Genomic DNA, 15,850 nt, shown 5'->3' on the forward strand with positions numbered 1-15,850 from the left:
TAATATTTCTAACTTATTATAAAAATATCGATAAAATCATCAACCATAAAAAGACTACTACTTCTACTCTAAATACATTAAAAGAGGCTATAACACCTAAAAGTTTAAAAAACTTTATTCCTTATAGCCTCTTTTATTCAGCCTCTCCAATAATATCAATTAATTTAGCCAATGGTTCACTTATATATTTTTCTTGATGATATAAAAGCTTTGTTTTATTATAAAGCAATTCATCTGTTTCCACCGTTTTTAAAGTACCATGCTTTAACTCCTCAGTAACTAAAAGAGTAGGTAAAACCGCAAAACCAAATCCAGCCTTACATGCTTCAATCAGGACCTTTGAATTTACACTTGTCCATTTAGGATATGCTGCCAATCCTCGCAAATATAAACAACTATCAATAATATCTCTAGTTGCACTCCCTTTTTCACGAAGCAAAAGATCATGAGTACAAAGTTCTTTTAATGTAATTTCATTATCCGCAAAATAATCTGGTGCACATAAAACGTTTAATTGATAAGAAGAAAAATCTATTACAATAAAGGGTCCTGGTGGAACTACTCCCTCTACCAAAGCAAGATCGGCTTCTCCACATTCCAAAACTGCTAACGCTTCTTTTGCACTGACCACTTGCACCTCAACCTTAATATTAGGATAGCTGCTTGCAAATTGTTTTAGAATCTTTGGTAACCAAAAAGTTGCAATAGTAATACTTGAAACAACTTTTAGAGGCGCACTCATTTCCAAAACATCTATTTGTTTTTCTAAGTCATGATATAGTGATAAAATTGGAATAACTTTTTCCAATAATAATTTCCCTGCAGGAGTCAATATAATTGCCTTTGATAAACGATCGAATAGGACAGCATTTGTTTGTTGTTCTAATTCCCTAATCGCATGCGATACTCCAGATTGCGTAATAAATAATTGTTTTGCTGCTTTAGTAAAACTCCCTGTATCAACTACTGTTTTAAATATTAATAAATGTCTAAGGTTCATAGCTTTCTCCTATCATGAATAAAAGTAATGTATTTCATTAAATTATATCATTTTACTAATGTATATACAACTTATATAATCTTGATATATAAAGGAGAATATTAATGAAAGCAAATAAACTAAAAGACCTTACATGGTTGTTCTTTATCAATATTTTTATTAGCAGCTTTACATTTGGAGGTGGTTATGTGGTTGTATCAATGGTTCGTAAGTATTTTGTTGAAAAAAGAAAAATTTTCAATGAAAGTGACTTAATCACCATGTCGGCAATTAGCCAAACAACACCTGGAGCAATCGCAATCAATCTTGCGGCATTAGCTGGTTATAAAGTTGCCGGTACCATTGGAACTATCGTTAGTTGCATTGGAGCGATTATTCCGCCAATTACTATTTTGGCAGTTGTTTCATTATGGTATCAAGTTTTTAGTACAAATCACATCATTATGGCTATCTTAAAAGGAATGCAAGCCGGAATTGCTGCTATTATCGTGGATATCCTAATAGGAATGACAAGAGCTATTAATGAACAACATTCAAAATTATTAACCGCGATGATTCCTATTACTTTCATTGCCAGCTATATCTTTAAAGTTAATATCGTTGTAATAATCTTAATTACAATTATCGTAGCCACTGCTCAACTATACTATCGCCGGAGGTACTGCCAATGTTAAATTTATTTATAATTTTCTTTAAAATTGGATTATTCAGTATTGGTGGCGGCTATGCAATCATTCCTTTGATTCAAGAACAGGTCGTCAATAACTATCATTGGATCAGTGCCAATACATTTACTGACATTATCACAATTTCGCAAATGACACCTGGCCCTTTAGCAGTTAATACCTCTACTTTTGTGGGTATTCAACTAGCTGGAATTAGTGGTGCTATCGTTGCTACAATTGGTTGTATTTTTGCTGGAGCAACAATTTCAATTATCCTTTATCTTCTTTTTACTAAATATCAAAAACTAGAAATAATTACAAATATTCTAAATACTTTAAAAGCTACATCAGTTGGTTTGATCATGTCTGCCGGTGCAACAATTTTAATTCTAACTTTTGTTGAAAATAACTCTATCAACTTTTTAGCAATAATTATTTTTGTAATTTCTTTATTATGGTTACAAAAAAAGAAACCTAATCCGATTGCCCTAATGATTATCACAGGAATTATTGGATATTTCGTATATTAAGACAAAACCCGGTTACTAAATCTAATAATGACCTTTGATTTCTTATTTATTCAGCTAGTTCTAAAATGCCTAACTAAAGATTATCTTTATTTCCAATGAACATTTTAACAAAATCAAAAAAAAAACTGCCTATATGACATTAAGAAGTGTCTAATATGAATGGTTTTGGTCTTGTCTAATTTAATATCAACAATCCATTTTTTACATTACATCAACAAATTAGTCAATCAATTTAATATAGATAATTGTCTAGATTCTAAATTACTTTATTAATAACGCTGATATTCATATCCTAAACTCTAATTAATTATTCTGAATAGATAAAAATAATTGTATTTTTTATTACAAATATTTATCACTTCTTTGATAATTATCAAAATATTTAGTTTTAGTATAGCTTTCCTAACATTATTGAAAGATAACAATCTTACTTCTAATATAAATCAATACTTGACTTCATTGAATATTGAAGATAATAAATGTATACATAATTCAAAATACATGAATATCTCATTATTAAATAATTTTCCTTACTAAACCACTATTCTTATAATTGTGTGACCTAGTTACAGAACTAATTTTAAATTAAAATTATAATAATCTTGAAAATGAATCATAGATTAATAATTATGGAGGAAAAAAATGAATACTAATCAAAAAATTCTTATCGTAGGCGGAGTCGCTGGTGGCGCTTCAGCTGCTGCTCGTCTAAGACGTTTAGATGAATCTGCCAACATTATTATGTTTGAAAAAGATGAATATATATCATTTGCTAACTGTGGTTTACCCTATTATATTGGTGGTGAAATCACTGATCAAGAGGCTTTAACCTTACAAACTCCTGACAGTTTTAAAGCACGCTTTAATGTCGATGTTCGCAACTTTAACGAAGTTACTGCTATTACTCCTGAAACTAAAACCGTTACTGTATATAATCATCAATTACAAAAAGAATATCAGGAAAGTTATGATAAATTACTTCTTTCAATGGGAGCAAAACCAATCAAGCCAAATATTCCTGGAATCAATTCAAATAAAGTTTTTACACTTAGAAATATCCCTGATACTTATGCAATAAAAGAATACGTTGATACCCATAAACCAAAACATGCAATTGTTGTAGGTGGGGGATTTATTGGTATTGAAATGGCAGAAAATTTACATTCAACTGGAATAAATGTAACGATTGTAGAAATGGCTAATCAAGTCATTTCTCCGATTGACTATGAGATGGCTTGTGAAGTTCATCAACATCTTATAAGCAAAGGAATTAACTTAGTTTTAGAAACAGAACTTCAAGCTATTAATGAAGCCGATAACAAGCTGACAGTTACTCTAAATAATCAAACTGTAGATACAGATATGGTAATTATGGCAATTGGTGTGGTACCTGAAACTAAGATTGTAAAAAATACAGAAATTGCAACTAATTCTCGCGGAGCAATCATCGTCAACGATAAGATGGAAACATCAATCAAAGATATATATGCTGTAGGCGATGCTATTGAAATCAAAAATTTTGTTACTAATAAAGCAAGTTATGTACCCCTAGCAGGCCCAGCTAATAAACAAGGACGAATTGCAGCTGATAATATTTGCGGTTTTGATCGCCATTATCAAGGAACACAAGGTTCATCAATTTTAAAAGTCTTTGACTTAACTGTTGCAAGTAGCGGAATCAATGAAAAAACTGCTAGGGAATTAAATCTCAATTACGATAAAGTCTACACATATTCAGCTAATCATGCCGGCTATTATCCAGGTGCGGTCAATATGTCAATAAAAGTCCTTTTTGATAAATCAACGGGAACCATTTTAGGGGCTCAGATAGTTGGTTATGATGGGGTTGACAAGCGCATGGATGTTTTAGCAGCTGCTATTCGTGCCAAAATGACGGGTTTTGATTTAACTGAATTAGAACTTTGCTATGCTCCACCATATGGATCAGCAAAGGATCCTGTTAACATGGCTGGTTTTGTAATTGAAAATATTCTTACTGACAAGATCAAACAATATAATTGGGATGATGTTGCATCACTGCCCCGTGATGGCAGTGTGATTCTATTAGATACTCGTACTGAATTAGAATATGCAAATGGTCACATCGATGGTTACATTAATATTCCATTGGATTCCTTGCGAACTCGTCTTCATGAGCTTAATTTAAATAAACCTATTTATGTAACCTGCCAGATTGGACTTAGAGGCTATATAGCATCACGGATTTTAAGTCAAAATGGTTTTGATACTTATAATCTCAATGGAGGATATCGCTTATATAATACAATTTTTAATCAAGAACATGATGAACCCAAAATCAAGACAATGCATCCTGCTTGTCCCATAGAAAATCCAGAAACAATTAAAATTAATGCCTGCGGTCTTCAGTGTCCAGGTCCGATTGTAAAATTATCAGCATCACTAGAAACTGCTAAAGATGGCGATATTATTGAAATTCAAACTACGGACCCGGCTTTTGCTACAGATCTAGATGGCTATTGTCGTCGTACTGGTAATGAACTAATAGAGCTTAGCTGTAATAAAGGAATTAGCAGTGCTAAAATAAAGAAAGGACAGAACAGTATCTCAAACGGAAATAAAAATAATAAAAATATGATTGTTTTCTCTGGAGATTTAGATAAAGCAATTGCATCATTTATTATTGCTAATGGCGCAGCGGCTATGGGACGAAAAGTCACAATGTTCTTTACCTTCTGGGGACTAAATATCATTCGACGACCAGAAAAGGTTAAAATCAAAAAAAATTTTATTTCAAAAATGTTTGCAATGATGATGCCTCGTGGTTCAAAAAAACTATCGCTTTCAAAAATGAATATGGGTGGTATGGGAGCTAAAATGATCCGTACTATTATGAAAGATAAAAATATTGACAGTTTAGAAGATTTAATCAAACTAGCTCAAGATAATGGTGTTGAACTAATTGCCTGTTCGATGAGTATGGATGTAATGGGCATTAAACAAGAAGAATTGATTGATGGTGTTACATTATCGGGAGTTGCTACTATGTTAGCTAACGGTGAAGAATCTGATATGTCACTATTTATATAATAAAAGGAGCTTGGAATTAATTCCAAGTCTCCTTTTTATGATTGTTTCTTTTTTCTTAAAATTCCAATTCCTAAGATGCTGATCAATAATGTTCCCGCCAATATTTGAATAGATACTGAATCACCAGTTTTAGCTGCTGAAGTACTATCATCTTTTGGTATCTCTTTTTCTGGCGTAGGAATAACTGTTACATCACCTTCAACTTTATCGTTTGTATTTACATCTTCTTTTATCACTAATTGATCTAACGCTTGATACAATTGGTCATACATCTCATCGACTTCTGCCTGTGCAGCATTTTCATCATCAATAATTGATTCTACCTTCTCTAACAAGGCTTCAACTTTAGTAAGACTTTCAGAAGTATATTTTTCTTTATCAAGTTTCAATGCAGTATTAAAAATTGATATTAAATTATTTTTATCAGCTTTTTCAACTAATGCTGCGACTACTTCATTTAATTTATTAATTGCTTCATCAACTTCATGTTTCGTAGCATTATCATCATTGAAAACTTCTTTAGCTTTTTGTAAAGTGACTGTAAGTAATTCAATTGATTGAGGGGTATATTTAGCTGTATCTAATTGTTTACTTGCTGAATTGATTGTTTCTTCCAACTCCATTTTATCAACAATCTTAGTAAGTCCTTTAACACTATCTTCCAACTGATCAATTGCTTTTAAGATATCTTCAGATGTAACATCATCATCGTTATAAACTTTAACAGCATTATTTAATGCTTCTTGATATCGCGCAATACTATTAGGGGTGTATGATGAAATATCTAAATCTTTATATTTCTTATAAATTTCCTGTAACTTAGATTTTAAAGTTGTTCCATAAACTTCAAATTCCCATAGTGAATACCCATAATCACTTCCAACTTCAATCCCTAACATCCTTACATATCGTCCTGTTACATCTTTATATGATAATTCATCAAGACCTCCATCGCCATCATTAATATCTGATATATCTGTCCAAACTTGACCATCATTAGAAACTTGCACTTTGTATTTCTTTGCACCGCTTCCTTCCCAATTCAAAATAACTTTAGAAATATTATAAATATCTTGTAAGTCTACATATATCCACTCATCATTAGATTTCCGATTAGATACCCAGCGTGATTGCTTTCCATCAACTATTTCATTTGTACCTTTACCATCAAACGCTAGCGAAGATTCATATGTTTTATTTCCATCTTTCGAATCAACATATTCTGAGCTCGCATTCGAAGATTTATTCAAAGCTAAATTTACATTTGGATTTTCAGGTTCTAATACAGCTTCCCCGTAAACTTCAAATTCCCATAATGAATATCCATAAATTCCTCCAGGCTCGATTCCTAACATTCTTACGTATCTGCCTGTTGTATTTTTATATGTCAGTTCATCAATACCACCTTTACCATCTGTAATATGTGATATGTCTGTCCAATTCTGACCATCATTAGAAATTTGCACTTTATATTCTTTAGCACCATTTCCTTCCCAGTTAAGAACAACTTTAGAAATATCGTAATCAGCTTCTAAGTCAACATAGATCCATTGTGATGTTGCTGTTGGATCATCTTTTGTTCTTAAAGATACCCAGCGTGATTGCTTTCCATCAACTGTTTCATTTGTACCTTTGCCATCAAACGCTAATAAAGATTGATATGTTTTATTACCATCATTAGGGTCAGTAAACTCGCTACTTGCCTTAGAGGTTTTATTCAATGCAATATTTACTTCAGGCACCACTGGTTCTTGGTGTAATTTTCCATACACTTCAAATTCCCATAATGAATATCCGTATTTAGAAGCACATTCTATACCTAGCATTTTAACATACCGAGCAGTAACAGTTTCATTAAATGGGATATTTGCAATTCCAGGTTGTCCATTCTCTTCTAGATAAACCTTTTGCCATGTTTTTCCATCTTCAGAGACAAGAATTTGATATTTTTTAGCACCATTTCCTTCCCAATAAAGTTTTACACCCGTTAAATCATAATTCGCTTCTAAATCTATTTGAATATATTCATCATTCGAATTTCTATTTGAAACCCATCTTGATTGATCATTTCCACCATTATTTTCAAAACTTCCATCAATAGCTCTATTTGCAGTATAAACATTGTTATAAACTGAAGAAGCTGTTGCTGTTTTATTTAAAGCAATATTCTCTAAATTTTCTGCTTCAACAAGTTCGCCATAAACTGACCACTGGATGATTTGGTATGATGAGCCACTAGAACCATTTAATTTTAATCTAACATATCGTGCTTCTTGATTACCTAAATCTGAAATGTTCTCATTACCACCTTGTCCATCAATTATAGTTTTTACTGTTTGCCACATTTGTGCATCATCAGAAATCTGAATTTCATAATTAGGTGCATAATTATTTCCCCAATCAACCTGCATACTTGAAATTTTATAAATTCCTTTTAATTCTACATAGATCCATTGATCACCGGCTGCACTCGAAATCCAAGACGTATTGGCTTTATTATCAATTGCATGAGTCGGTAAGTTCAAATCCTTTATTGTACTTGAAAATGCATTTTTATTAGCTGCAATATCCTCATCTTTATAAGAACCATACACAGAAATTTCATAAATACTAATACCATATTTTAAAGTTCTTGATTTATGTGACGAAACTCTAACATAACGCCCATATACAGGTTCATCAAAATTGTATTCATCCAATAAGCTACTTCCAGTTGCCATACTATCTTTAACCGTTATCCAGTTATTTTTGTCACTAGAGACCTGAATATCATAATCATCAGAACAAGCGGATTCCCATTGAATGCTCATAGCATTAATTTCCGAATATTGTCCCAAATCAACCATGATCCAGTTCTCATCTTCATTTCGTAATGAACTCCATCTTGTACTTGTATTACCATCTACAACTAATTCTTTAGTATTTCCAGGGTCATTTGTTGACGTACTGCTTGCTTCAACAGATTTATTAAGCGCTATTGAATCACTTGCTTTAAATGTAATTTCCTTAATTTCAAAACAATTTCCATTTCCATCTTTCATGATAATCTTAATATATGGGTAGACTCCTTTTAATTCAATCGTGTCTGTCTTACCATCACCATTACTTACAGATTTCAATAATTCATAATTTTTACCATCTTGAGAAACCATAACATCATAAGCACTAGCATAATTATCACCCCAAAGAATATTCATAGATGCTAAATGTTTATTGTTGCCAGTAAACATACTGATCCATTCATTTTGCGTTTCTTCACTTTGCCAATATGTATTTTCATCACCATCAAAAGCTTTTTCGACTTCGTGTCCAATCATTGAAGAATTAGTATGATAACGATTATCTGAGCCTTCTGATAACGTCATTGTTTGTCCAGCATATGGTAATGCTCCTGAAACAAATGTTGTTTGTGTTTCTTGATTATCATAATTTAAATTTACATTTACAGTTTGATTGGCTGCTGTATCATTGACTGCTACAGAGATTTTTCTTGTATCCTCTGATTCATCAATAATAATACTGCAAGGTTGATCAACAGTAATTATATAGCCATCTTTATATTCCAATGAACCAGCTTGATAGAAATTAATTTGAGTTTGTTTTAAACCGTCATGTCTTACCGCTTGAACTTTTTCGTTATTAGCAATTACAGTAACTGGTGTATTACCGGCATATTGACTAACTGCACCTGCTGTGGTATTTGGTACGACAATATAGGCATAGCTATCATTGCTTGGCTTTAATCCATGATCTAAATAGGCTGTAAAAGTAGCCGGAGTTTCATTCTTTTTTGCTTCATCCCAGAATGACGGATTATTAGTTTGAACACTATTACTTACAACTACATCCGTATTTTCTAAGAAAACATATCCAACTTTTCCATTATATAGCCAATTAGTGTTATAAATTTGTTCTTTCGTTCCCTCAGCCACACTTTGACCACCAACATTTACATCTTCAGCTTCGCATTGATTTAATGTTGTATGGATATTGACTCCCTCAGTAGAATTGATCCCCGAACCTAGAGCAACAAATTCATCATCAAAGAAGAAATATCCTTTCTTTACTTGAGTCCCCTTTTTATTCATATCATAAGCAGTATTTCCATATTTACCATTGGATACCCCAATTGTATGTTCAGTTCCATTTGTAAAACGACCTGCATTAGCATAATCTTGAACGATTCGTGCTGCTGTTGTTGTTCCTGGACAATGAGCCCAATCATATGTTGGATAAACGTTAGTATATTCATCTCCGTCAACTGTGATTGTTGAAGCTGCTGATGATGTCCAATAAATTAATTGTCCTCCGTCTTTATCATAACCTGACCAGCTGCCACGCCATTCACCACCGATGATTTGGTTAGAGTCCATTTTAATATTAACTCCGTACCCATCTCGCATGTGAGAAGCATAACCAGAACGCCACATATAATAATTACCATTTTTTCCATTAGCTGTATTTTTTCCTTGGATGTTATCAAGGATTGCTTGATATTCATCAGTTCGATCAGGATCTGATTCAATCATTCTCTTAAGTGGATCGATATACTCTGCTGCATAGTTATCATAGCCAACATCATAATCATATGGCCGATATCCAAGGTAAAGCTCCATAATATCTCCTCTGATTGTCCAGCTTGTCCCATCAATCATATAATCAGCCATTAAATCAATGACATCTTGTTCAAATGCATAACTAGTTTCTCTTAGCATATAAATCCAAAAACTCATATCTCTAAACATTGACATTCCATATCCATTAGAATAGAACTGCCTACCATGCATATAGAAACTGTTATCAACCTGAACTGCTTCAGCAGTATTATCATCAGTTTGAACAACTAAGCAATAACTTAAATAATCATCTACAAGTTCTTTTAAATCTAATTTCTTAAATCCTGTAGAATTGGTATGTTTAGTCCCATTTTCTGTAATAATTGCGTAATAAACATAATTTTGATCAAACCATAAATTATTTTGACCTGTACCATATTTAACTGGTGTTTTTTCCAATAATTTATTAAGCATAATATCCATTGCATCTTTACTTACAATGCTTTCCATAAATAAAGCAATTCTAGAAAATCTTAATTGAACTCCAATTTGATTCTCCCACCAGTTAGAAGAAGATGGATTCATTTTTCCCCAATAAACAATTGCTTTATTTAGCTTATTAATTACTTCTTCGTCATGATAAAGAGCGTTTCCCTCTTTATGATAAGCAACTGTAATTGCTTGTAGACGATCAAGAGCTAAATAAGGTGACCATGCTGTTCCATTAGCAGCACTTGATGTCGCTTTGTAGTCAACATCCCCAAAAGCGCCATCTTCTTGAATCAAATCAAGATAATCTTTTGCTTTTGAAACATAGCATGTTTCTACTTTTGACCCATCATCAATCGTGTCTAAAGTTAAAAAGTAATCTTTTAAACGCGTTTTGATTGTTGCAAAATCACTCTCACTTGCATAAGTTACATTCATGGAACTTAAAACAAGCCCAAAAGACATAACTAATGACAGGATTATTCTCAATGCCTTTTTAATCATATAATATCCTCCTTTTAAATAATATTGAAAACGCTTACTACATCTATTATTTTTAGTTATTATCACTTGAATTTCAACGAAAAATCACTTGAAAAAGTTTTTTTATAAACCTTTATAATCAGTAGAATATAGTTGAATTATAAATGATGAAAACGTCTTTAAATTTTTAAAGACGTTCGTTCAACTATTTTCACACTTAATAATTGTGTCATCGGAATATTATCTTTACGATGAATCCGATCAATTAGATTAGATACCGCCACCTCGCCCATCAGTTCCTTTTGAACTTGAACTGTTGTGATCTGCGGTACTGATTTAACACACAACGGTGTATCGTCAAATCCAACGACACTAATATCCTTGGGAACTTTTAAGCCCATATCTTTTAACGCAGTAATCACAGCAAATGCATTAGAATCATTTGCACATACTAAGACCTCTGGTAATTTTTTAGTATTCAAAATTTCAATTATTTTATCAATTTGATTAGTTAAAACATATTCTTCAATTCCTTGTAGAAAAGAATATTTTTGAATATATTCATCAACCTTTGAATAACTAACAATATTATTCTTTAACAGTGACTGTTTAAATCCAATAAAACGATCCTCAAAACTAAAGGAATAATCAAGATCTCCAAAAAAACCAATCCGTTGATACCCTTTATTAATAACATGCGTAGTCATCATATAACTACCTTGTTTATTATGCGTCAAAACACAATCACACGGTGTACATAATGATGTAAAATCTACTAGAACAACGGGTACACCAATATTTTTAAGCAGCAGCAGGTTACTATCAGATATTTTGCCTACAACTAATATTCCAGCCACTTTCCTTTCTTCAATACATTCAGGTACTACGAAGTGCCCGTCTTCAAAATAATTTAAAATTGAAAAATAACCAAATACTTTTGCTTGTTCAACGATTGACCGTAAAACAATCGAATAAAAGTGTCCTGTATCTGCATAATAACTTTGCATTAAAATACAAATATTTGATTTAGAATAAACTGATAGATATTGTCTTTTTTGATTAATGTAACCCATTTTATCAGCCATTTTTAAAATTTCTAAACGCATTTCATCGCTGACACCAGGTTTATCATTTAGTGCAATTGAAACGGCATTAATTGAAATTCCTAATTTATTAGCAATATCTTTCATCGTCACTTTCATCTTTGTTTCACCTCATTAAATAGTATAGCACATGCTCCTCGATTATAGTACTTCTCCATTTGATGCAATTACTTGTTGATACCAGGCAAATGATTTTTTTCTAATTCTACGCATATCTTTTAAATCATCATTTTCACGATTGACGTAAATAAAACCATATCTTTTCTTCATTTGTGCCCGGCTGCTTAAAATGTCAACCGGTCCCCATGACAAGTAACCACGGCAATCAACGCCTTCTTGAATCGCTAATTTCATTTCCTCAAGATGTTTCCTCATATAATCAATACGATAATCATCGATAATTTGGCCATCTGCATTTATTTGATCATTATAACCAAAACCATTTTCCACTATATATATTGGCATTTCATAACGATCATACAATTGTCTTAAAGTAATTCTAAGACCAGTTGGATCAATCGTCCAGCCAAATTCTGACATTTCCAAATAAGGATTCTTTTTAATTACAACATCATTAATATTTGTTAGACTCTCCTCACCATAATGTGAAATTGTCGACATATAATAACTAATAGATAGTGAATCCGTAATCCCTTTCTTTAATATTTCTAAATCACCATCTAAGATTTCAGGCATTGTTCCTTCATTTTTCATATTTGCAAAATAATATGAATTATAATGTCCTCTTGCAAAAACATCTAAAAAAACATAAGCTTCACTTTGAGCCTTCATACTTTCAAGTGTATCAAGAGGATGACAAGTTTCTGGATAACTTTGAACCACTGTCGCCATTCCCATAACCTTACCACCTTTTTGATGAATATATTCATTAATAAGACTATGAGCAATCAAAGTATTATGCATAATTTGATTATCAAACGTTTGAGTATCAACTCCATCCGGACAAACTGCCCCAAAAAACATTTTTGGCCCTTTCTGTAAAATTCCATTTTGTTCATTAAAAATAATCCAATTTTCAACTTTATCATGATAACGATCAACAATCTTTTTGCACAGTTCTACAAATATATCGACTACTTTGCGACTATAAAATCCATTATACTTCTCATATAAAAATGCTGGCATTTCAAAATGATATAAAGTTGGAATTGGTTGAATTCCTCTTTTAAGCAGTGCATCAATAAAATGTTCATAAAACACAAATCCTTTTTCATTATATACTCCTTCATCGCTCATTAAACGTGACCAATCAAGTGAAAAACGATAAGCATTAAATCCCATTTCCTGAAATAAATCAAAATCCTCTTCATAACGATGGTAACTATCGATTCCGTCTTTAAAATCAGAATATTCACCGGTAACTGTTAAATCACAAACCGCTGGTACTTTACCATCCAGTGTATATCCACCTTCACTTTGATGAGCTGTAACTGCCCCACCCCATAAAAAATCTTTTCGTAACATTACTTCTTCCTCCCATTCTATTTCTAGCAGTATAGCTATTTTTTATATAACAAATTACTATTACTGATATAGATTTATTATCTTTAATGTCAGCTTGAATTTCAACTCATAATCACTTGAAAAAAAATTAATTAACTTGAATAAAAAAGAATAATCATAATGATTATTCCATAATTAATCAATAGTTAGTTTATCTAATTTATGTTTATCAACTATTGTTATTTTTCCTCGTGATATTTTTACAATACCCTCTTGACTAAAATATTTTAACATCCTAGTTACAACTTCACGAGCCGTCGCCATATATTTAGCGATTTGTTCATGAGTAATTTTTAACTCTAAAGAATTATTCTTTTCAGCTTCTTCCTTAAGAAAAATAGCTAAGCGTTTATCAACAGACATAAATAAAATTTGCTGCATCGCCCACATAACATCAGAAAAACGATTGGTTGCCATTTTATACCCAAATGTTTCAACATAAATATTTTGCTTCGCCAATTGTTGAAATAAAGTTGCCGTGATTGTAATGATTTCACTATTTTCTTCAATATCAATAAAAACATCAAATGTAATCGTTTCTAAAACACATGATGCCGAAAGAATACATACATCACCTGCAAATAAACGATATAGTGTAATATCACGTCCATCTGGTGATAACATATATGTCCGCAATTGACCCTTTCTCACTAAAACCACACCTAAACAATCATCACTACCACGATGCATTGTTATGCCTTTAGCATAAGTTTGAAAGGTGGCATTTTGTTTTAATAACTCTTTTTCGTTTTCATTTAAATGATCCCAAAAAGTTAAGAATTTTGTTAATTCTTGCTCCATCATTTTCACCCTTTCAAATTAATTCAAATTTTTTAATGCTTTAAAAATGCCATCATCATTAATCGTGTCAGTAACAAAATCACTAGCTGCCTTAACTAAATCATTAGCATTCCCCATAGCAACACCAACTCCAACATGTTTTAACATATCAATATCATTATTCCCATCGCAAAATGCCATTACTTCACCTAAATTAATTTGATAGTGCTTTATCATTTGATCAATTCCCTTATTTTTTCCGCCATCAATAGGGATGATATCCGCAAAGAGCGATGTCCAGCGTGCTGATTTACAATTAGGCATATATGATAATCGTTCACTATCTTTAGTCTCGTCTATATATGCCATTAGTTGAATTATCTTACTTTCAATTATTTCATTAACAGCTTTAATGGGATAGCCCTCTTTATTCAGTGATCTAGCAGCTTCATCAAGACAATAATTTTGGATATTACTATAATTACCATTTATTTCTACAAATAATACGGGAATCTGATTTTTGTTAATATATGGTAATAAATTTCTAATATCTTCTCTTTCAATATATTTTTCATGAATAACCACTTCATGATTAAAACAATACTGTCCATTACTTGTGAGAAAACCATCAAACTCGAAACAATCTTGAATCACTTTAAGATTATTAGGTGGCCGCCCAGTAGCAACGAATAATCTAATTCCATTCTTCCGTAATTTTTTTAATGCTTCAAAAGTACTAGATGGCATTAAGTGTGTATCATGATCCAATAGTGTTCCATCAATATCAAAAAATTGCTTTTATCATCTACTTATCCTCATATTATTTTATCTTTTAGTTCTTAACATAATAAAATAATCGTCTTTTTATTATAATGTTTTCCAATACAGTATAGCATATGTAATCCTTCAATTCATAAAAAGAGAAAGTAATAGTTACTTTCTCTTAACTACTATTTGACTAAATCAACAATCAACTCAGTACATTTATCGATTCCAATTTCACCACTATTTAAACATAAATGATAATTTTGCGCTAACCCCCAAACTTGATCAGTATAATATTTATAATTTGCTCGTCTTTTTTTGTCTTTATCAGCTAAACGTTTCTCAGGCTTCTCATCTGTTTCCCCATATAATCTGACGATCCGTTCCACTTTTTTATCAAGATCACTACAAATAAAGACATTAAAACAATCATCTCGATCTCTTAAAATATAATCTGCACATCTCCCAACGATTACACATGGTCCTTCTTGCACTAATTCTAAAATAATCTTTCTTTGCATCATCCAAATATAATCATTCATTGACATCCCATCAATATAATGACCTAAAAAAGCATAAGCAAAAGGATTACTAGATGGTGCATATTCACCATGTTCTTCAATATAATTCACATTTAATCCACTCTCTCGAGCTACTTTTTCAATTAATTCCTTATCATAAAAAGGTATGTTTAATCGTTTTGCTACCTCTTTACCAATTGTTCTACCGCCACTACCAAATTCACGGCTAATTGTAATAATGTTCTTGCGCATGATCTGCACCTCCTCCTAATCTTAGTCATTATCTATACTTTAATTTTACTACTTTACAAGCGAAAAGTAATGAGAAATCACTAATTTTATTGTCCAAAAGATATTTTTTATAC

The 15,850-nt window shown here is 31.7% G+C and carries 10 protein-coding genes; 3 read left to right on the forward strand and 7 right to left on the reverse strand.

The features are described from left to right. Nucleotides 1-133: 133 nt before the first annotated feature. Nucleotides 134-1,000 carry a LysR family transcriptional regulator gene (locus KTF99_RS02325; RefSeq protein ID WP_008792162.1) on the reverse strand — a complete coding sequence of 289 codons (867 nt, stop codon included), beginning with the start codon at nt 998-1,000 and terminating at the stop codon, nt 134-136. Nucleotides 1,001-1,104: 104 nt separating this feature from the next. Here KTF99_RS02325 and KTF99_RS02330 point away from each other — a divergent pair, with 104 nt between their 5' ends. From KTF99_RS02330 to KTF99_RS02340, 3 genes are all read left to right on the forward strand, one after another. Then, complete coding sequence (locus KTF99_RS02330; protein WP_003538705.1) at nt 1,105-1,674, forward strand: chromate transporter; 570 nt, start codon at nt 1,105-1,107, stop codon at nt 1,672-1,674. After that, nucleotides 1,668-2,195 (forward strand): chromate transporter, encoded by a 528-nt coding sequence (locus KTF99_RS02335; protein ID WP_003538706.1) that lies wholly within the window; start codon nt 1,668-1,670, stop codon nt 2,193-2,195. The genes KTF99_RS02330 and KTF99_RS02335 overlap by 7 nt, the downstream gene beginning before the upstream one ends. 642 nt (nt 2,196-2,837) lie before the next feature. Next, complete coding sequence (locus tag KTF99_RS02340) at nt 2,838-5,264, forward strand: CoA-disulfide reductase (RefSeq protein ID WP_003538707.1); 2,427 nt, start codon at nt 2,838-2,840, stop codon at nt 5,262-5,264. Nucleotides 5,265-5,299: 35 nt separating this feature from the next. Here the strand turns inward: KTF99_RS02340 and KTF99_RS02345 are convergent, their stop codons facing one another. The 6 genes from KTF99_RS02345 to KTF99_RS02370 form a co-directional block, all read right to left on the reverse strand. Then, on the reverse strand, nt 5,300-10,813 hold the full coding sequence (locus KTF99_RS02345) for a discoidin domain-containing protein (RefSeq protein WP_029481705.1): 5,514 nt from the start codon (nt 10,811-10,813) through the stop codon (nt 5,300-5,302). Nucleotides 10,814-10,971: 158 nt separating this feature from the next. Continuing rightward, the gene (locus tag KTF99_RS02350) at nt 10,972-11,994 is read right to left on the reverse strand and encodes a LacI family DNA-binding transcriptional regulator (RefSeq protein ID WP_008792164.1); all 1,023 of its coding nucleotides are present in this window, start codon (nt 11,992-11,994) and stop codon (nt 10,972-10,974) included. A 42-nt stretch (nt 11,995-12,036) separates the two neighbouring features. Further along, nucleotides 12,037-13,380: a glycoside hydrolase family 1 protein gene (locus KTF99_RS02355; RefSeq protein WP_003538710.1), complete on the reverse strand. Its 1,344-nt coding sequence runs from the start codon at nt 13,378-13,380 to the stop codon at nt 12,037-12,039. Nucleotides 13,381-13,554: 174 nt separating this feature from the next. Beyond that, nucleotides 13,555-14,220 carry a Crp/Fnr family transcriptional regulator gene (locus KTF99_RS02360; protein ID WP_226910170.1) on the reverse strand — a complete coding sequence of 222 codons (666 nt, stop codon included), beginning with the start codon at nt 14,218-14,220 and terminating at the stop codon, nt 13,555-13,557. Between the two features lie 18 nt (nt 14,221-14,238). After that, nucleotides 14,239-14,982 carry a Cof-type HAD-IIB family hydrolase gene (locus tag KTF99_RS02365; RefSeq protein ID WP_118671890.1) on the reverse strand — a complete coding sequence of 248 codons (744 nt, stop codon included), beginning with the start codon at nt 14,980-14,982 and terminating at the stop codon, nt 14,239-14,241. 167 nt (nt 14,983-15,149) lie between these two features. Beyond that, the gene (locus tag KTF99_RS02370; RefSeq protein WP_003538713.1) at nt 15,150-15,737 is read right to left on the reverse strand and encodes a cytidylate kinase-like family protein; all 588 of its coding nucleotides are present in this window, start codon (nt 15,735-15,737) and stop codon (nt 15,150-15,152) included. Nucleotides 15,738-15,850 lie beyond the last annotated feature (113 nt).

Source organism: Erysipelatoclostridium sp. MSK.7.34 (assembly GCF_019041935.1).
Classification (GTDB): Bacteria; Bacillota_I; Bacilli_A; order Erysipelotrichales; family Coprobacillaceae; genus Thomasclavelia; species Thomasclavelia ramosa.